The following is an 18,403-nucleotide window of genomic DNA, read 5'->3' as shown; positions in this document are numbered from 1 at the left end:
GCCGAGGCACCCCGAGTCGCGCTCAGCACGTTCAGGGCGTGAGCGTGAGGGTCTGCTGGGCCGCGGACTTCACCGCCCGCGGCGAGAACGGCCACGGCCGGGTCTCGCCCTTCGCCCACAGCGGCGCCTGATCGGCGTAGTGGGGGGCGAAGGCGTGGCCGGAGGCCCCGGTCAGGTTGATCCACGTGCTGCGGTCGAAGTCGGCGAGGTCGACGACCATCCGCATCGACGGCACCCGATCGACCTGGTAGCCGACGGACGCGTCCCAGCCGGTCGCGTCCACGACGCTGGAGCCGCCGCCGACCGGGTAGGGCCCGCGGTTGAACAGTGCCTCGATCGGCGCGACGCCCGATGAGCCGAAGGACGCATTGGTGAGTTCGAGCGTGTGCAGGGCATCCCATCGCCACTTCTGAGCGTCCACGCCGAGCCGGTCCTGCGCCTCCTTCCACGCCCGGTTCGCGGCATAGGCGAACATGTCGTCGCGGTCGGAGGTGCCGAGCTTCGTGTCGGCCCACCACGGGGAGTCCGGCCGCTGCGCGAGCGCGGCGGCGACGGCGAACCAGCGGTCGCCGCCCGTCGGCGGTGCCGAAGCCGGCAGTTTGCGCGCGAAGGCGTAGGCGAGGAGGTTCTTCCAGAACACCGCGAAGTAGGCCGCCGCTGCACTGTCGCCGTCGTCGTGGTAGTTCCAGCCGCGGAGCAACTCCGCAGCACGGGCGACGCCGGAGGTCGGATCGGCTTTCTCGCCGACAGCGATCAGGATGGGTGCGAGCGTCGCGGCGTTGGCGTCGTACGTGTCGGACTGGATGGCCGACATGTCGGCGCGCGTCACCTTCTTGCCGGACGCGATGAGCTTCGTCAGCCGGACCTCGATCTGGTTGGCCCGGTAGCCGTGGTCCCAGTCCTTCGTGATCATGGCGGGGAAGTCCGGGCCGACGGCGGCGTTGTTCGCGGTGACGATGTACCCGCTGGGCGGGTTGAGGACGTTCGGCAGCTCGTCGTACGGGATGGTCCCGACCCATCCGTACTGGCTGGTCCAGCCGGGAACCGGCACGGTGCCGTCGCCGCGTGCGCGCACCGGGATCAGCCCGGGCGCCTGGTAGCCGATGTTGCCGTCGACATCGGCGTACAGCAGGTTCTGCGACGGCACTTGGAAGGAGGCGGCCGCAGCGCGGAAGCTCGCCCAGTCGTGCGCGGTGTCGAACGCGAAGATCGCGTTCGCCGTCGGCCCCGGTGTCAGTGCGGTCCACTGCAGCGACAGCTGGAACTGCTGTGCGGGCACGCCGAACTTCCCGGCCTGGTTCTTCGCGATGGCTCCGTAGCCGTCGCTGAGGTCGGTGATGATCGGTCCGTGACGCGTCGAGCGGATCGTGATGCGCACGTTCGCCCCTCCGGCGACCGTGATGGTCTCGTGCCGGATGGTCAGCGGCTGCTGCGTGCCGTCGTACTCGTAGGTGTTCCCGGTGACCTTCTCGACGTAGAGGTCGGCGACGTCGGGCCCGAGATTGGTGAACCCCCAGGCGACGCGGGAGTTGTGGCCGATGATGATGCCGGGAAGCCCCGAGAAGCTGAAGCCGGCGACGTCGAACGGGCAGTCCGGCCCCACCGTCGCGCAGTGGAGGCCGACCTGGTACCAGACGGACGGCATCACGGCTCCGAGGTGCGGGTCGTTGGCCAGCAGTGGCTTCCCCGTCGCCGTGTGGGCGCCGGACACCACCCAGGAGTTGGAGCCGATGTCGTCGCCGGCCGGACCCATCAGCTGGGGGAGCGCGGCCAGGCTCGATGCGACCTGTTCGAGCCGATCGCGGTAGACGGTCGCGGGGACGGCGGCGAGGGTGGCCGTCTCGGCGGCGTCGCCGCGCACAGCCGCCGACGACGAGCCGGCCGGCGTGGCGTCCGGCGTCACCGTGGCCGGCGACCCGCCGCCCAGAGCGGTGATGGTGGGGTGCTGCGTGTAGGCGTAGCCGGGATGCAGCTCGGCCAGCTGTGCGTCTGTCAGCTTCGTGGCCAGCAGGGCGCGGTCGATCTCGTCTTCGAGGTTGGAGCGCAGGTCCCAGGCCATCGCCTTCAGCCAGGCGACGGAGTCGGCTGGCGTCCACTTGGCGGGGCGATACCCGGGGTTCTGGATGCCGAGGACCGCGTACTCGAGGGAGAGCTCGGCGCCGGAGTGCGCAGAGAGGTAGGCGTTCACACCGTCGGCGTAGTCCTGGTAATAACGCAACGAGGTCTTGTCGAGCAGTTTCACCTCCTGCTCGGCGACCTGTCGCCAGCCGAGCGTTCGGATGAAGGTGTCGGTGGGGATCTGGCCGGCCCCGAAGAGCTCGGAGAGCCGACCTGATGTGACGTGCCGCCGGAAGTCCATCTCCCAGAACCGGTCTTGGGCGTGGACGTATCCCTGCGCCCGGAACAGGTCGTCCGCTGTGCGCGCGGTGATCTGCGGCACACCGGCGGCGTCGCGCGCGACCGTGACCGGTGCGCTGAGGCCGGAGAGTTCCAGGCTCCCCGAGGTCTGCGGGAACGAGCGCATGACCGTCCAGACGCCGAGGCCGCCGGCGAGCACGCCGAGGACCAGGACGACGGCGAGCGTGACCGCCAGCGTCCGGAGCACCCGATGATGCAGCCTCAGCCGGGGTGTGTCGTCGCCCACCAATGCTCCTCACGTCGGGTTCGTCGCGCTTCTTCGGACTCTAACCCACGCGGGTGACGCCTTCGAGGGGCGCCTCCGTCAGCGCGAGGTCAGCGCCGCCCAGGCCATCCGCTCGAGAATCGGGCGCACCGAGGCGTCGGTGGTGTGCGAGGAGCCGGTTCGCGCGGAGTGCGGCGTCGAGTTGATGAGGCCGAAGGTGGCCTGCACGCGGACCCGGAGCTCGTCGGCAGGGAGGGAGGGGTGGAGCTCGCCGAGAACGCGCATCCACAGCTCGATGTAGCGGCGCTGGAGGGTGCGGACGGCCCGGCGCTCCTCGGGGGCCAGCGCATCGAGGTCGCGGTCCTGTACCCGGATGGTGTCGGCTTCCGTGAGCGCGAAGTCGACGTGGAAGGCGATCAGGCCGCGCAGCGCCCCGGCCGGGTCGGCCGCCCGCTGCTCCACGGCTGCGCCGCCGTCGAGCAGGCTCTCGCTGACGCCGACGAGCAGAGCGGCCAGCACCGCCTGCTTCGAGGAGAAGTGCCGGTAGACCGCCGGGCCACTGACACCGGCCGCCGATCCCAGGTCTTCTATCGAGACGCCGTTGAAGCCGCGTTCGGCGAACAGCGCGGCCGCCGCCTCCAGCAGCGCGGCGCGACGATCGGCCTTGGCCTGGCTGCGCTGGGTGGGTCGCACTGGCGGCTCCGCCGGAACGGTCTCGGTCATCGCGGTCGCTTTCGCACGGGTTCCGCCGGGGGTGGTGCATTCCGACGGGCTGGACAATCGGGTTAATGAACACTAACCTAAATTCGAGTTAGTGAACACTAACTCACGTCGACGACGACACGGGAGCACCATGACGCTGAGCACTGTTCCGAGCGCCCCGGCAGCGGAGCGGCCTGCGGGCCGGTCGGACGACGGCGCCGCCCAGCGCGCCCTGGTCGACGACCTGCGCAGGCGGCTGCGCGTCGCGGCGGCCGGCGGCCCGGAGCGTGCCCGCGAACGTCACGTCGCGCGCGGCAAACTGCTTCCTCGTGACCGGATCGACACCCTGCTCGACGAGGGCAGCCCGTTCCTCGAGATCGCGCCGCTCGCGGCCACCGGGATGTACGACGACGAGAGCCCGGCCGCGGGCGTCATCGCCGGAATCGGCGTCGTGGAGGGCCGCCACGTCATGGTCGTGTGCAACGACGCGACCGTGAAAGGCGGCACGTACTACCCGATGACGGTGAAGAAGCACCTGCGGGCGCAGGAGATCGCACTCGAGAACCACCTGCCGTGCATCTACCTCGTCGATTCGGGAGGGGCGTTCCTGCCGATGCAGGACGAGGTGTTCCCCGATCGCGATCACTTCGGCCGCATCTTCTACAACCAGTCCCGGCTGTCCGCGGCCAGGATCCCGCAGATCGCGGCCGTGCTGGGCTCCTGCACGGCGGGAGGCGCCTACGTGCCCGCCATGAGCGACGAGACGGTGATCGTGCGCAACCAGGGGACGATCTTCCTGGGCGGCCCACCGCTGGTGAAGGCGGCGATCGGCGAGGTGGTGTCCGCCGAGGAACTCGGCGGCGGCGACCTGCATGCGCGCACGTCGGGGGTCGTCGACCACCTGGCCGAGGACGACGCGCACGCGCTGGCCATCGTGCGCGAGATCGTCGCGACCCTGCCGCAGCCCGCGGCTCCCGCGTGGGAGGTCCTTCCGACCCGCGACGCGCTCGGCGACGCCGAGGAGCTCTACAGCGTGGTGCCCGTCGACGTGCAGGCGCCGTACGACGTGCACGAGGTGATCACCCGGCTGGTGGACGCCGGCGCGTTCAGCGAGTTCAAGCCCGAGTACGGCACGACGCTGGTGACCGGCTTCGCGCACCTCCACGGGCATCCCGTCGGCATCGTCGCCAACAACGGCGTGCTGTTCAGCGAATCGGCGCTCAAAGGGGCGCACTTCATCGAGCTGTGCGACCAGCGCGGCATCCCGCTGGTGTTCCTGCAGAACATCTCCGGCTTCATGGTCGGGCGCGACTACGAGGCCGGCGGGATCGCCAAGAACGGAGCCAAGATGGTCACCGCCGTCGCCACCACGCGGGTGCCGAAGCTCACGGTGGTGATCGGCGGGTCGTTCGGGGCGGGCAACTACTCGATGTGCGGACGCGCGTACTCACCGCGGTTCCTGTGGATGTGGCCGGCCTCCCGGATCTCGGTGATGGGCGGTGCGCAGGCGGCGAGCGTGCTCGCGACGGTCAAGCGCGATCAGCTCGAGGCGCGCGGCGAGGAGTGGAGCGCGGAGGACGAATCGTCCTTCAAGGCCCCCATCGCCGCCCAGTACGAAGACCAGGGGAACCCCTACTACTCCACGGCGCGGCTGTGGGACGACGGCGTGATCGATCCGGCGGACACCCGCACGATCCTCGGTCTCGCCCTCGATGTGTGCTCGCGCGCGCCGCTGCCCAACCCGGCCTTCGGCCTCTTCCGGATGTGATCGAGATGACCGACACCAGCGCCCCCGCCTCGAGCGTGCCGTTCCCCTCGGTTCTCGTGGCCAACCGCGGCGAGATCGCCTGCCGCGTGATCCGCACGCTGAAGCGGCTCGGCATCCGATCGATCGCGGTGTTCAGCGATGCCGACCGCGACGCTCTGCACGTGCGCCTCGCCGACTCGGCCGTGCGCATCGGGCCGGCACCCGCTCGCGAGAGCTACCTCTCGGTCGATGCGATCGTCGACGCCGCCCGGCGCAGCGGTGCCTCGGCCGTGCACCCCGGGTACGGCTTCCTCTCCGAGAACGCCGGGCTCGCCGAGGCATGCGAGGCGGCGGGGATCGTGTTCGTCGGTCCTGGCGTGCGCGCGCTGGAGGTGATGGGCGACAAGATCTCGGCCAAGAACGAGGTCGCCCGCGCGGGCGTGCCGACCATCCCCGGCGTCGCGGAGCCCGGCTTGACCGACGATGAACTGGTCGCGGCCGCCGAACGAATCGGCTACCCGGTGCTGGTGAAACCCTCCGCGGGAGGCGGAGGGAAAGGCATGCAGGCGGTGCACGACCCCGCCGGCCTGCCGGAGGCGCTGCGCGCCGCCCGTCGCGTCGCTGCCGCCGCCTTCGGCGACGACACGCTCTTCCTCGAGCGCCTCGTTTCCTCACCCCGTCACATCGAAGTGCAGGTGATCGCCGACCGGCACGGCTCCGTCGTGCACCTGGGCGAGCGGGAGTGCTCGCTGCAGCGTCGCCACCAGAAGGTGGTCGAGGAGGCGCCGTCGCCGCTGCTGGACGCGGACACCCGTGCCCGGATCGGCGAGGCCGCCTGCCGCGTCGCCGCCGGCGTGGGGTACGTCGGCGCCGGGACGGTCGAGTTCCTCGTGTCGGCCGAGCGTCCCGGCGAGTTCTTCTTCATGGAGATGAACACGCGGCTCCAGGTCGAGCATCCGGTCACGGAGCTGGTCGCCGGTGTCGACCTGGTCGAGCTGCAGCTGCGGGTTGCGGCGGGGGAGCGGCTGGCTTTCACGCAGGACGACGTGCGCCTCACCGGCCACGCGGTCGAAGCCCGGGTCTACGCCGAGAACCCGGAGCGCGACTTCCTGCCGGCCGACGGCTCCGTGATCGCGCTGCGCGAGCCCACAGGCGACGGGATCCGCGTCGACAGCGGTCTGGCCGCCGGGTCGCGTGTCGTGACCGATTACGACCCGATGCTGGCCAAGACGATCGCGTGGGCGCCCGATCGGTCCGGCGCCCTGGCCCGGCTCGACCGCGCGCTCGCCGGCACCGCGGTCCTCGGCGTCGTGAACAACATCGCCTGGTTGCGCGACCTCCTCGCCGACGACGAGGTCCGCGCCGGCACGATGGACACGACCCTGATCGATCGTCGCTTCTCGGCCTTGGAGCCGGCCCCGGCCACCCCCGCCGAACTCGTGACGGCGGCGCTCCTGGCCCACCGCGATCGCGCGGCCGCGCCGCCGTCGGGCGTCGGCGCACTGTGGGGCGCGCCCAGCGGCTGGCGGCTCGGGACGCCGCGCGCCGCCCGGTACGACGTGGACGGCCGCACGGTCGAGGTGCTCGGCGACCGGGTCGCCGTGCACGGCGCCGATGACGGTACGGAGCACACCGCCCGGATCGCCGTTCAGCCCGGCACACCCGGCGAACCGGAAAGCGTCGTGCTCGAACTCGACGGCATCGCCACCCGCTTCGACGCGGCGCGAGACGGTGCGACCATCTGGCTCGCCGCGGGGGGCCGCTCCCGCGCTCTGCAGCTGCGCACGCCGGCCGAGCGGGTGGCCGCCGACCTCGCGGCGCGGGAACGCGGTGAAGCCGCCGCGCATCCCGAGGTGCGCTCGCCGATGCCGGGCACCGTGGTCGCGGTCCCCGTCGCCTCCGGCGCGACGGTCGCGGCCGGAGAGGCCGTGGCGGTCGTGGAGGCCATGAAGATGGAGCACCGGCTGCTCGCACCGATCGCCGGCACCGTGACCGTGTCGGTCGCCCCGGGCGACCTGGTCAAGCTCGATCAGCTCGTCGCCGTCGTGGACGCGGTGGCCGACGCCGACGCCCCGGCCGCCGACCTCCCGGTCGCCTCGGATCACCCCACCGCAGCGAACGTCCCGCCCACCCCGGCGGACACCACCGCGCCGGCACGACCGGCCGACACATCCCGCGGCGAACCCGCCGCGGCAGGGATCGTCACCACAACAGACAGGAACCTCCCATGACCATGCAGCTGTCCCGCCCGGCCGACCTCGACGTGGCCGGCTTCGAGCTCACCGACGAGCAGCGCCGCCTCCGCGACGAGGTGCGCGAGTTCGCCGACACCGTCGTGGCGCCGGCGGCGTACGAGTACGACACCAAGCGCAGCCTCCCCTACGACATCATCGCCGAGATGGGGCGGATGGGCCTGTTCGGCTTGCCCTTCCCTGTGGAGTACGGAGGCCAGGGCAAGGACTACCTCTCCCTGTGTCTCGCGGTGGAGCAGCTCGGCCGGGTCGACCAGTCCATCGGTGTGACCCTGGAGGCGGGCGTCGGCCTCGGGGCGATGCCGATCTTCCGCAGCGGCACCGAGGAGCAGAAGCAGCAGTGGCTGCCGATGCTGGCCCGGGGTGAGGCGCTCGCCGGTTTCGGGCTGACCGAGGCCGAGGCCGGTTCGGACGCCTCGGGCACCAAGACCACGGCCGTGCTGCGCGACGGCGAGTGGGTGATCAACGGAACCAAGCAGTTCATCACCAACTCCGGCTCCGAGATCACCCGCCTCGTGACGATCACCGCGGTGACCGGGGAGGACCGCCGCCCCGACGGGTCCCTCAAGAAGGAGCTGTCGGCGATCATCGTCCCCACCGGCACGCCCGGCTTCGTGGCCGAGCCCGTCTACGACAAGGTCGGCTGGCACACGTCCGACACGCACCCCCTCACGCTGACCGACGTGCGGGTGCCGGAGGCCAACCTCCTCGGCGAGCGCGGTCGAGGCTACGCCAACTTCGTGGCGACGCTCGACGAGGGACGCGTGGCGTTCGCCGCGCTCTGCACCGGGGCCGCGCAGGGCTGCCTCGAGGAGGCCTTGCGCTACGCGAAGAGCCGGAACGTCTTCGGCCGCCCGATCGGCTCCAACCAGCACATCGCGTTCAAGATCGCCCGGATGCAGGCCCGGGTCCACACGGCCCGGCTGGCATACTACGACGCGGCCTTCAAGCTGATGGCGGGTGCGCCGTTCAAGATGGAGGCCTCGATGGCCAAGCTGATCGGCAGTGAGGCCGCCATGGACAACGCACGCGATGCGACCCAGATTTTCGGCGGCTACGGGTTCATGAACGAGAACCCCGTCGCCCGGCACTACCGCGACTCGAAGATCCTCGAGATCGGCGAGGGCACGAGCGAAGTCCAGCTCATGGTCATCTCCCGCGCCCTCGGCTTCGACGCGTGAGCTGACCGCCTTTCCAACCGCCGAGTACGCGAATAGTCTGCGTACTCGGCGGGATTCGGCGTAATTCCTGCGTACTCGACTGCAGGAGACAGGGGAGGGACCCAGGTGATCGACAAGACGGTGGCGAGCGCGGGGGAGGCGGTGGCCGACATCCCGAGCGGGAGCACGCTCGCCGTGGGCGGTTTCGGGCTGTGCGGCATCCCGAGCGCGCTCATCCAAGCGCTGCTGGAGGCCGGCACGACCGACCTCGAGGTGGTCAGCAACAACTGCGGCGTCGACGACTGGGGTCTCGGCCTGCTGCTCGCCGAGCGCCGGATCCGCAAGATGATCTCGTCGTACGTCGGCGAGAACAAGGAGTTCGCGCGCCAGTTCCTCTCGGGTGAGCTGGAGGTCGAGCTCACCCCGCAGGGCACGCTCGCCGAGAAGCTCCGCGCGGGCGGTGCGGGGATCCCCGCGTTCTACACGCCGGCCGGCGTCGGCACCCAGATCGCGCTCGGCGGCCTCCCGCGGCGGTACAACGCCGACGGCTCGATCGCCGTCGCGAGCGAGCCGAAGGAGGTGCGCGAGTTCGACGGCGCATCGTACGTGCTGGAGCGGTCGCTGCGCCCCGACTTCGCGCTGGTCCACGCCGCGAAGGGCGACCGCCACGGCAACCTCGTCTTCCACGCCGCCGCCATGAACTTCAACCCGCTCGCGGCGATGGCCGGCGGCGTCACGATCGCCGAGGTGGAGGAGCTCGTCGAACCGGGCGAGCTCGAACCGGGCGCGGTGCACCTCCCGGGCATCTTCGTGCAGCGGGTGGTGCACGCACCGGACGTCGAGAAGCGCATCGAACGCCGCACGGTGTCCGATCCGGCGACCACGGCCTCCGGCCGCGAGGGGAGCGACCGATGAGCCTGACACGCACCGAGCTCGCCGCGCGGGTCGCGCGCGAGCTGCAGAACGGGCAGTACGTGAATCTGGGCATCGGGATGCCGACGCTGATCCCCAACTACATCCCGGAGGGCGTCGAAGTGATCCTGCACTCCGAGAACGGCGTGCTGGGGGTGGGGCCGTATCCGGCCGACGCCGACGTGGACCCGGACCTGATCAACGCGGGCAAGGAGACGGTCACGGTCAAGCGCGGCGCAGCCTACTTCGACTCGTCGCTGTCGTTCGGAATGGTCCGCGGCGGCCATGTCGACGTGGCCGTGCTGGGTGCGATGGAGGTGTCGGCCGCAGGCGACCTGGCCAACTGGATGATCCCGGGCAAGATGGTCAAGGGCATGGGCGGGGCGATGGATCTCGTGTTCGGCGCCAAGCGGCTCATCGTGATGATGGAGCACGTCGACAAGGAGGGCCGCCCCAAGATCCTCAGCGAGTGCACGCTCCCGCTCACCGGCACGGGCTGCGTCGACCGGATCATCACCGACCTCGCCGTCATCGATGTGACGCCCGCGGGGCTGGTCCTGCGCGAGACCGCACCCGGTGTGACGGTCGAGGAGGTCGTCGCGGCGACCGGAGCGCCGCTCGCGGTGGAGCTGGAGGCGGCATCGTGAACGAGATCGAGCAGCGCGGGCTCTACTACGAGGAGTTCGAGCTGGAGACCCGCTACCTGCACCGGCCGGGGCGGACGGTCACGGAGGCCGACAACGTCCTGTTCACCACGCTCACGATGAACACGCAGGCGTTGCACCTCGACGCGGCCTGGTCGGCGCGGCAGCCGTTCGGGGAGCGGTTGATGAACTCGATGTGGACGCTCGCGACGATCGTCGGCGCGTCGGTGGCGCAGCTGACCCAGGGCACGATCGTCGCGAACCTCGGCTTCTCGGAGGTCGCGTTCCCGCACCCGCTGTACCACGGCGACACGCTCTACTCGGAGACCACGGTCACCGCCAAGCGGCTCTCCGCCTCCCGGCCTGGCCAGGGGATCGTCACGCTCGAGCACACGGGCCGCAACCAGGACGGCGTCGTGGTCGCGACCGCGACGCGCCAGGTGATGGTGTGGTGCAGGGACGCCCACCTGGGGACGGCCGACGCATGACGGTCTTCCCCTGGGGTCCCGCACTCCTGTTCTGCCCGGCCGACCGGCCGGACCGGTACGACAAGGCGCTGGAGCGCTCGGACGCGGTCATCCTCGATCTCGAGGACGCCGTCGATCCTTCGAGGCGCGCGGCTGCGCGCGAGGCGATCGCCGCTTCCGAGCTGGATCCCGCCCGGGTGATCGTGCGGGTCAATCCGTCGGGCACGGACGACCAGGCCGCCGACCTCGCCGCGCTCGCCGTCACGCCCTATCGCGCGGTCATGCTCCCGAAGGCCGAGAGCGCGGACGGTCTCGCCGGGCTGCGGGGACTCGATGTGATCGCGCTGTGCGAGACGGCCGCCGGTGTGCGCTCCGCGGGCGAGCTGGCGGCGGCCGACGGCGTGGTCGCCGTGATGTGGGGGGCGGAGGACCTGGTCGCGTCGCTGGGCGGCACCTCCAGCCGGTATGCCGACGGTCGCTACCGCGACGTCGCCCTGCACGCGCGCTCAGCGGTGCTGCTGGCGGCGGGCGCCGCCGGGAAGCCCGCGATCGACACCGTGCACCTCGACATCGCCGACCTGGACGGGCTGGCCGCCGAGGCCGAGGACGCGGTGGCAGTGGGTTTCGCCGCGACCGCGTGCATCCACCCGTCGCAGGTGGAGACGGTGCGGCGGGCCTACCGGCCGTCCGACGAGCAGCTCGGGGATGCCGTGGAGCTGCTCGCGGCGGCCGAGGCGGCCGGCGGGGGAGTGTTCCGGCACGGCGGCCGGATGGTCGACGGGCCCGTCATCGCGCACGCGCGAGCGGTCGTCCGCCGGGCGACCGGAACGTCGTGATGAAACTGTGATGAACGATTCCGACGCCGTTCACCGGATTGGTCGTGCGCTGTCGGCGGCATGCCGTACTCTGCCCTTAACGTTCCAGAGCAGAGCACGCTCGAATCGATTCGAGGCCGTGGGTCGGGTTCCCGTGTGATATACCGCTCGAACAACGGGAAGGGGGACGCGATGCCACAGCTTCTTCCCCTGCGCCTGCTCGAGACCGTCGGACTCCGTGCCCCGGCCGCTGCGTCGCGGTCCGCTTCTGCGGACGACGAGACGGGTGCTCCGGCAGCGGCCCCCGCGCCGTCCGTCGCAGCGTCCGCCCCGACCGGCTCGTCGGCGTCGCGCACGGCTTCTGCGACCAGCGCTCCCGCGACCACGGCTCCCGCGACCGCGGCTCCCGCGACCGCGGCTCCCGCGACCGCGGCTCCCGCGACCGCGGCTCCCCGGGCGACCCCCCCCGCGCCCGTCGACCCCGCCGAGCCGTCGACCGACACGGGCGGCCCGCTCGACATCGACACCCGGCTCGAGCGCACGGCGCCGCTGTCGATCATCGCTCCCCGCCGCATCGGCGAGAGCGACCTCGCGGTGTACCCGCTGTCCCTGGGCGCCAGCGTGTTCGGCTGGACGGCCGACGGCGACACGTCCCTTGCGATCCTCGACCGTTTCGCCGCGCTCGGCGGCGACTTCATCGACACCGCCGACAGCTACGTCGGCGGTCGCAGCGAGGTCCTGATCGGCAAGTGGATGCGTGAGCGCGGCAACCGCGACGACCTCGTCGTCGCGACCAAGGTGGGCCGTCACCATGAGAACCCGGGGCTCGGCTCTGTCAGCATCGTCCGCGCGGTGGAGGCCTCTCTCGAGCGCCTGCAGACCGACCGTATCGACCTGCTGTACTTCCACGACGACGACGCCGAGGTTCCGCTGGAAGACAGCCTGGCGACGGCGGAGTGGCTGATCGAGACAGGCAAGGTCCGCTACCTGGCGGCCTCCAACTTCAGTGCGGATCGCCTCATCGAGGCGCGCATCATGGCGTCCGCCGGGTTGCCGAAGTTCGTGGCCATCCAGACGCAGTACAACCTCATGCACCGGTCCGAGTTCGAGAGCGCGCTGCGGATCGTCGCGGCCGCACAGGGCCTCGCCGTGATGCCGTACTACGCGCTGGCCAACGGCTTCCTCACCGGCAAGTACCGCTCGAAGTCCGACCTCAGCGCCGACGCCCGCAGCGTCCGGGCGTCCGCGTACGTGAACCGCAAGGGCATGCGCGTGCTGGCTGTGCTCGACCGCATCGCCGCGGAGCACGGTGTCTCGCCCGCGAGCATCGCGATCGCCTGGCTGCTGGCCAAGCGCACCATCGTGGCCCCGGTCGCGAGCGCGAGCCGCCCCGAACAGGTGGACGGGCTCATGGCGGCCGCCGGCATCCGCCTCACGCGCGCCCAGATGCTCGAACTCGACCGCGTCTCCGAGTAGCGACGCCCCGCGTCGGCATCGGAGGACTCTCGCGCTCTCGCCGCGCCGATCTCCTCCGCACGCCGCGTTTCCCGGGCGTGTCGCGCCGGATGTCCTCCGTTGCCCTACGCCTCCGCGAGGATGCGGTCGAGGGCGCGGTGCAGAGCCGCGCCTGCGGCGATCGGGTCGCCGACGTAGCCGCCGGCGAGGGCGCCGTCTCGGGCGAGGATGAGGTCGTCGGCCGCGTCTCCCGGCCGCGGGTGGCCGATCTGGCGGAACAGCTCCTCGATGTGCTTGGCGTACCAGTCGCGATGGGCCGTCACCGCGACACGCACCGGGTGGTTCTCGTCGGCGAACTGAGCGGCGGCGTTGATGAACGGATCGCCGCGGAAGCCGGGCCGGACAGCCTCGGCGTTGATGGAGTCGACGAGTGCGCGGGCGATGGCCTTCGGGTCGTCCGTCTCGCGCTCCTGCGCGGCGAACCACTCGCGCACCTGACGGTCGCGGCCCTCGACATACGCGATGATGAGCAAGTCCTTGGAGCGGAAGTGCTTGTAGAACGTCGCCTTCGTCACGCGGGCACCCGCGATGATGCGATCGACGCCGACCGTGTGGATGCCCTCCTGGTAGAAGAGCTCGTCCGCTGTGGCGAGGATCTTGATCTTGGACGGCGCGGGCGGCCTGATGGTCGCTCGGGCACTTACGACCATTCGGTCGTCTCCTCTCAACAAGGAGGCGGGGCCTCCACTCTGGTGGTGCGAGACCCACCCGACCGGTCCAAGGGGGGACGACCGGTCAGGGTGGTGATATCAGTATAGTGGTAGACAGACCAGTCTGTTTGTCCTCATTTTCCCAGTCTCCGCTTTCGATCGAGGGCTGGCGTAGGGTGGAGGGGATGAACAGCGCAGTCGACCTCCCTCTCGGTCTGGCCGACCTCGCATTCGCCGCATCGGGCGACGCACTGGTCCGTCGCACGATCCTCCCCAGCGGTGTGCGCATCCTGAGCGAGCATGTGCCCGGCTCCCGCAGCGCGACGCTCGGCTACTGGGTGGCCGTCGGGTCCCGCGACGAGACGGAGGCCATGCCCGGCAGCCTGGGCTCCACGCACTTCCTCGAGCACCTCCTGTTCAAGGGCACGCGCACGCGCACCGCGCTCGACATCGCCGTATCGTTCGATTCGGTCGGCGGAGAGCACAACGCGATGACGGCCAAGGAGTACACCTGCTACTACGCCAAGGTGCAGGACCGGGATCTGCCGATGGCGGTGGAGGTCATCGGCGACATGCTGACGTCGTCGTTGCTCGACCCGACCGAGTTCGAGAACGAGCGCGGCGTCATCCTCGAAGAGCTCTCGATGGCGGAGGACGACCCCGCCGACGTCGCCAACGACCGGTTGTTCACCGCCGTGCTCGGTGACCACCCGCTGGGTCGACCCATCGGAGGCCGGCCGGAGACGATCCGCGCCGCCACGCGCGATGCCGTCTGGAACCACTATCAAGCCAACTACCGTCCGCGCGATCTGGTCATCACCGCCGCCGGAGCGGTGGATCATGATGTCCTCGTCGCCGGCGTGCAGCGCGCGCTCGACGCCGCCGGCTGGGACCCGCAGCACGAGGCCGCGCCCGTCGACCGCCGCGCGACGACGCCGGCGACGGTGAAGCGCTCCGCGAGTGTGGTGACCGTGCAGCGCCCGATCGAACAGGCCAACCTGATCGTCGGTCTCCCCGGCATCGTGGCGACCGACGACCGCAGGACGACGATGAGCGTGCTCAACTCCATCCTCGGCGGCGGGATGTCGAGCCGGTTGTTCCAGGAGGTCCGTGAGAAGCGTGGGCTGGCCTACGCGGTCTACTCGTTCTCCGGCTCGTACTCCGACGCCGGTGTCTACGGGCTGTTCGCCGGGTGCGCGCCGTCGAAAGCGCGCCAAGTGGCCGAGCTCATGCTCGCCGAGCTGCATCGACTCGCCGACGGCGGGGTGACCGCCGACGAGCTCCGCCGCGCGGTCGGCCAGCTTTCGGGCGGCGCCGCCCTCGCCTTGGAAGACTCCGACACCCGGATGTCACGGCTCGGTCGCGCCGAGATCAGCCTCGGCGAGTTCTCCGACCTCGACGAGAGCCTCCGTCGCCTGCACCTCGTCACCGCCGACGACGTGCAGCAACTCGCCCGTGATCTGGCGCAGCGCCCGGTCTCCGTCTCAGCGGTCGGAGGCGTCGACGATGACGTCTTCGCCGGCCTGGTCTCCTGACCCGGCCGCTCCCACCCGTTCCATCGAAAGGTCTACTCCGTGCCTCATTACCTCTATCTCGTGCGTCACGGCGAGCAGCAGGACGCCGAGCACGGCCTCCCGGACGGCCCGCTGTCGCCCCGTGGAAAGCGCCAGGCGCAGCTCGTTGCCGACCGGCTGAGCGGCGTGCCGTTCACGGGGATGTACCACTCGCCGCTCGTGCGTGCGGAGCAGACCGCATCGATCATCGCCGAGCGCATGCCGTCGCTCGATCCCCAACCGTCGAGCCTTTTGTTCGACTGCATCCCCTCCGGGCCGACGCCCGACATGCCCAAGGCGTTCGAGTCCTTCTTCGGCTCCGTGACCGAGGCCGAGATCGAGGCGGGCCGGGCACAGATGGAAGACGCCGTCCACGAGTTCCTGACGCCGGCGATGGGCGACCGGCACGACCTCCTCGTCACGCACAACTTCGTCATCGGCTGGTTCGTGCGCCACGTCTTCGACGCCCCCGCCTGGCGCTGGCTCGGCTTGAACCAGGCCAACTGCGGACTCACGATCATCCGTGTCCGCTCGGCCAAGCCTCCCGTGCTGGTCGTGCACAACGACCTCGGCCACCTCCCGGTCGAGCTGCGCACCGGCCTGCCGGAGCTGCAGCCGGTCTAGCCCGCGCTCCTAGTCAGCCGCTTGCGGAACCAGTCGGTCGCGTTCGGGTTCTCGTTGTACGGCTGGATGCTCTCGTAGCCGTGCGAGCGGTAGAGGCTGCCTGCGGCCTCCAGACTCGCGTTCGTGTCGAGCACGATCTCCGTCGCGCCGAACCCGCGCGCGCGGTGCTCCAGCTCGGCGAGGATAGCGCGGCCGATGCCGTGACCCCGGTGTGCGGGGGCGACCCAGAGATGCTTGACCTCGTAGCGGACGATCTGCTGGCCGTCCTCGGTGTCGGAGAGCGGGACGCTCAGTTCGCGGATGCCGCCGCATCCCGCCTCGCCGTCGTCGTACGCCAGCAGGAAGACTCCCGCCGGCGGGACGAACTGCCCAGGATCGGGGAAGGTGGTGCGATACGCGCCCTGGGAGTCGGGGAACGTCGCGGCACGTTCCGCGAAGTAGGCGGCCAGCATGCTGTGTGCGACCGCGTCGGTCACGGAGACATCGGCGAATGAGACCATCGCCCCAGCGTAGTTCGCGCGCGCACATTCGTGACGAATGTCGGCGCCGATGGCGGCGGGTAGGGTGGACGGGTGACTGTTCGCGTGGCCGTCGCCGGGGCGACCGGCAAGCTGGGATCCGTGGCGGTGCGCCTCATCGAGGCCGCCGACGACCTCGAGCTCGTGGCGGCTCTCGATTCGCGTTCGCCGCTCGACGCCATGCTCGGCGCCGACGTGCTGGTGGACATGACTCTGCCGCAGGTGAGCCAGCGGATCGTGCACTTCGCCGTCGACAACGGCCTGAAGGTGCTGGTGGGCACGTCGGGCTGGTCGGCCGACCGAATCCTCGACCTCGAGCGCCGCGTGGCCGCGCACGACGGCGGCGGAGCGGTCGTCATCCCGAACTTCTCGCTCGGATCGGCGCTCGGCACCGCCTTCGCGACCGTCGCGGCTCGGTTCTTCGACTCGATCGAGATCGTCGAGACGCACGGCGCGGGCAAAGTCGACTCGCCGTCGGGCACGGCCGTCCGCACCGCCGAGCTCATCGGCGCCGCCCGCCTGCAGCGCGGGCCGGTCGACGCTCCGCACACCGATCAGCGTGCGCGCGGTCAGCAGGTGGCGAGCGTGCCCATCCACAGCCTCCGGATGCGGGGAGTCGTCGCCGAGCAGCAGGTGATCTTCGGCGGGGCGGGCGAGACCCTCACCATCCAGCACGACACGGTCGGCTCGGAGGCGTACGAGGCCGGCATCCTCGTCGCCGTGCGAGCCGCCGCCACGACGACCGGGGTGGTCGTCGGGCTCGACAAGCTCATCGACCTCGGCATCGCGGAGCCGGACGGCGAGCCACCGCGGCCCACCGTGCGCGAGGTGTAGCGGCGACGATGCGCAACCGTCTCGCAGCGCTGCTGATGGCGCTGATCCTCCTGGTCTACCTGGTGCTGGTGGTCCAGCGTGCAGTGCTGCTCATCGCCTCGGGATCCGGCGTCGGGATCGCGATGGGCGTTGCGCTCATCATCCTGCCGTTCATCGCGGCCTGGGCGATCGGGCGCGAGCTGCTGTTCGGAGCCCGCACCGAGAAGCTGGTCAAGCTCATGGCGGCCGAGGGCACTCTGCCGGTCGAAGTCCTCCCGCACCGGGCGAGCGGACGCCCGCTGCGCGACGCGGCCGACGCCGACTTCCCCACCTACAAGGCCGAGGTGGAGGCCGCGCCCGACAGCTGGCGCGCCTGGTTCCGCCTGGGGCTCGCCTACGACGCCAGCGGCGACCGCCGCCGTGCGCGTGAAGCGCTGCGGCAGGCCATCCGTCTGTATCGAGGCGAGCAGCGGGCGGGGCGGGCGGCGCACTAGGCGAGCCGCTCGTCGCAGGGTCAGCTCGTGGTCGCGACCAGTTGGGCCATCGCCTCCTGCACAGTGGCGTCGTGGAACTCGAAGCCGTCATCGAGCAGTCGCTGCGGCAGCACCCGCTGGTCGGCGAGCAGCAGTTCGCGGCCCGCTTCGCCGAGACCCAGGGACACGACCGCTCGGGGAAGCGGAAGACCGTAGGGCCGGTGCAGCGCAGTGCTCAGCGCGCGCAAGACCTCGCCGGACGTTGCCGGCTGGGGGCCGACCACGTTGACCGGACCGGACAGCGTCGAGTCGAGCAGGTGCGTGATCGCGGCGGCTTCATCGCGGAGACTGACCCACGGCCAGTGCTGGTGTCCTCCGGCGATCGGGCCGACGAGTCCGGCTTTCGCGAGCGGCAGGAGGGGTGCCATCGCGCCTCCCGGGCCGATGACGACGCCCGTGCGCACCGTCACCACGCGCGTCTGCGCCGGCGCGAGGTGGGCGGCCGTCTCCCAGGCGTCGACGACGTCCGAGAGGAAGCCCGTGCCTTTCGCCGAGTCTTCGGTGAGTGTCTGCCCCGGCCGGTCGCCGTAGTAGCCGACCGCCGACCCGCTGATGAAGACGGAAGGAGGCGACGCCGCCTGCCGCATCGCCTCCGCGAGCGTGCCCGTCGCCTCCAGTCGCGATGACAGGATGCGCCGGCGATGCGCCGCGGTCCACGGCAGCCGGTTGAGCGATGCTCCGGAGAGGTTCACCACGGCGTCCGTGTCGTCGAACAGGCCGACCTCGACGGTTCGCGTCGACGGCGACCAGGTGCGCTCGTCCGAGCCCTGCGGCTCGCGCCGCACCAGGCGGAGGACGTCGTGGCCCTCCGCCCGGAGCCGGCGGACGAGCTCGGTGCCGATCAGGCCGGACGCACCGGCGACGAGCACGCGCAT

The 18,403-nt window shown here is 70.9% G+C and carries 16 protein-coding genes and 1 pseudogene; 12 read left to right on the top strand and 5 right to left on the bottom strand.

Annotation, left to right across the window (positions count from 1 at the left end; genetic code table 11):
* Positions 1 to 31: 31 nt before the first annotated feature.
* Together Q0Q23_RS13755 and Q0Q23_RS13750 are read right to left on the bottom strand one after the other, a co-directional pair.
* A complete protein-coding gene (locus Q0Q23_RS13755; RefSeq protein ID WP_295124894.1) occupies positions 32 to 2,644 on the bottom strand; it encodes a penicillin acylase family protein in 2,613 nt (870 codons plus the stop codon).
* A gap of 78 nt (positions 2,645 to 2,722) precedes the next feature.
* Positions 2,723 to 3,346: a TetR/AcrR family transcriptional regulator gene (locus Q0Q23_RS13750; RefSeq protein WP_295124891.1), complete on the bottom strand. Its 624-nt coding sequence runs from the start codon at positions 3,344 to 3,346 to the stop codon at positions 2,723 to 2,725.
* A 130-nt stretch (positions 3,347 to 3,476) separates the two neighbouring features.
* Between Q0Q23_RS13750 and Q0Q23_RS13745 the strand changes: the two genes are divergently transcribed.
* The 8 genes from Q0Q23_RS13745 (at position 3,477) to Q0Q23_RS13710 (ending at position 12,798) form a co-directional block, all read left to right on the top strand.
* Complete coding sequence (locus Q0Q23_RS13745; protein WP_295124889.1) at positions 3,477 to 5,093, top strand: carboxyl transferase domain-containing protein; 1,617 nt, start codon at positions 3,477 to 3,479, stop codon at positions 5,091 to 5,093.
* A 5-nt stretch (positions 5,094 to 5,098) separates the two neighbouring features.
* Positions 5,099 to 7,303, top strand: a complete 2,205-nt coding sequence (locus tag Q0Q23_RS13740) for a biotin carboxylase N-terminal domain-containing protein (RefSeq protein WP_295124886.1) — start codon at positions 5,099 to 5,101, stop codon at positions 7,301 to 7,303.
* The gene (locus Q0Q23_RS13735; RefSeq protein ID WP_295124884.1) at positions 7,300 to 8,505 is read left to right on the top strand and encodes an acyl-CoA dehydrogenase family protein; all 1,206 of its coding nucleotides are present in this window, start codon (positions 7,300 to 7,302) and stop codon (positions 8,503 to 8,505) included. The genes Q0Q23_RS13740 and Q0Q23_RS13735 overlap by 4 nt, the downstream gene beginning before the upstream one ends.
* A 105-nt stretch (positions 8,506 to 8,610) precedes the next feature.
* Complete coding sequence (locus Q0Q23_RS13730; protein WP_295124881.1) at positions 8,611 to 9,399, top strand: CoA transferase subunit A; 789 nt, start codon at positions 8,611 to 8,613, stop codon at positions 9,397 to 9,399.
* Positions 9,396 to 10,043, top strand: coding sequence for a CoA transferase subunit B (locus Q0Q23_RS13725; protein ID WP_295124878.1), 648 nt, complete (start codon positions 9,396 to 9,398; stop codon positions 10,041 to 10,043). The genes Q0Q23_RS13730 and Q0Q23_RS13725 overlap by 4 nt, the downstream gene beginning before the upstream one ends.
* Positions 10,040 to 10,528: a MaoC family dehydratase gene (locus Q0Q23_RS13720; RefSeq protein ID WP_295124875.1), complete on the top strand. Its 489-nt coding sequence runs from the start codon at positions 10,040 to 10,042 to the stop codon at positions 10,526 to 10,528. Before Q0Q23_RS13725 ends, Q0Q23_RS13720 begins: the two co-directional genes overlap by 4 nt.
* Positions 10,525 to 11,343 carry a CoA ester lyase gene (locus Q0Q23_RS13715; RefSeq protein WP_295124872.1) on the top strand — a complete coding sequence of 273 codons (819 nt, stop codon included), beginning with the start codon at positions 10,525 to 10,527 and terminating at the stop codon, positions 11,341 to 11,343. The genes Q0Q23_RS13720 and Q0Q23_RS13715 overlap by 4 nt, the downstream gene beginning before the upstream one ends.
* Positions 11,344 to 11,514: 171 nt before the next feature.
* Positions 11,515 to 12,798 carry an aldo/keto reductase gene (locus tag Q0Q23_RS13710; RefSeq protein ID WP_295124869.1) on the top strand — a complete coding sequence of 428 codons (1,284 nt, stop codon included), beginning with the start codon at positions 11,515 to 11,517 and terminating at the stop codon, positions 12,796 to 12,798.
* A 104-nt stretch (positions 12,799 to 12,902) separates the two neighbouring features.
* Here Q0Q23_RS13710 and Q0Q23_RS13705 read toward each other — a convergent pair whose 3' ends face one another.
* Positions 12,903 to 13,487 carry a TetR/AcrR family transcriptional regulator gene (locus Q0Q23_RS13705; protein WP_295124866.1) on the bottom strand — a complete coding sequence of 195 codons (585 nt, stop codon included), beginning with the start codon at positions 13,485 to 13,487 and terminating at the stop codon, positions 12,903 to 12,905.
* Between the two features lie 185 nt (positions 13,488 to 13,672).
* Here Q0Q23_RS13705 and Q0Q23_RS13700 point away from each other — a divergent pair, with 185 nt between their 5' ends.
* A complete protein-coding gene (locus Q0Q23_RS13700) occupies positions 13,673 to 15,022 on the top strand; it encodes a pitrilysin family protein (protein ID WP_295124863.1) in 1,350 nt (449 codons plus the stop codon).
* Between the two features lie 39 nt (positions 15,023 to 15,061).
* Entirely contained in the window at positions 15,062 to 15,664 is a 603-nt protein-coding gene (locus Q0Q23_RS13695; protein WP_295124860.1) for a histidine phosphatase family protein, read from the top strand.
* Here Q0Q23_RS13695 and Q0Q23_RS13690 read toward each other — a convergent pair.
* Positions 15,661 to 16,164 (bottom strand): GNAT family N-acetyltransferase, encoded by a 504-nt coding sequence (locus tag Q0Q23_RS13690; protein WP_295124929.1) that lies wholly within the window; start codon positions 16,162 to 16,164, stop codon positions 15,661 to 15,663. The genes Q0Q23_RS13695 and Q0Q23_RS13690 overlap by 4 nt on opposite strands.
* Before the next feature lie 72 nt (positions 16,165 to 16,236).
* Here Q0Q23_RS13690 and dapB point away from each other — a divergent pair.
* Together dapB and Q0Q23_RS13680 are read left to right on the top strand one after the other, a co-directional pair.
* A pseudogene (gene dapB / locus Q0Q23_RS13685) lies at positions 16,237 to 16,984 on the top strand (4-hydroxy-tetrahydrodipicolinate reductase); the annotation flags it as partial.
* Positions 16,985 to 17,024: 40 nt separating this feature from the next.
* Positions 17,025 to 17,489 carry a tetratricopeptide repeat protein gene (locus Q0Q23_RS13680; protein ID WP_295124857.1) on the top strand — a complete coding sequence of 155 codons (465 nt, stop codon included), beginning with the start codon at positions 17,025 to 17,027 and terminating at the stop codon, positions 17,487 to 17,489.
* A gap of 20 nt (positions 17,490 to 17,509) precedes the next feature.
* Here Q0Q23_RS13680 and Q0Q23_RS13675 read toward each other — a convergent pair whose 3' ends face one another.
* Positions 17,510 to 18,403, bottom strand: a complete 894-nt coding sequence (locus Q0Q23_RS13675; RefSeq protein WP_295124854.1) for a TIGR01777 family oxidoreductase — start codon at positions 18,401 to 18,403, stop codon at positions 17,510 to 17,512.

The sequence above is a fragment of the uncultured Leifsonia sp. genome, assembly GCF_945957465.1.
GTDB lineage: Bacteria > Actinomycetota > Actinomycetes > Actinomycetales > Microbacteriaceae > Leifsonia.
This window is presented reverse-complemented; position numbering and strand designations above follow the sequence as displayed.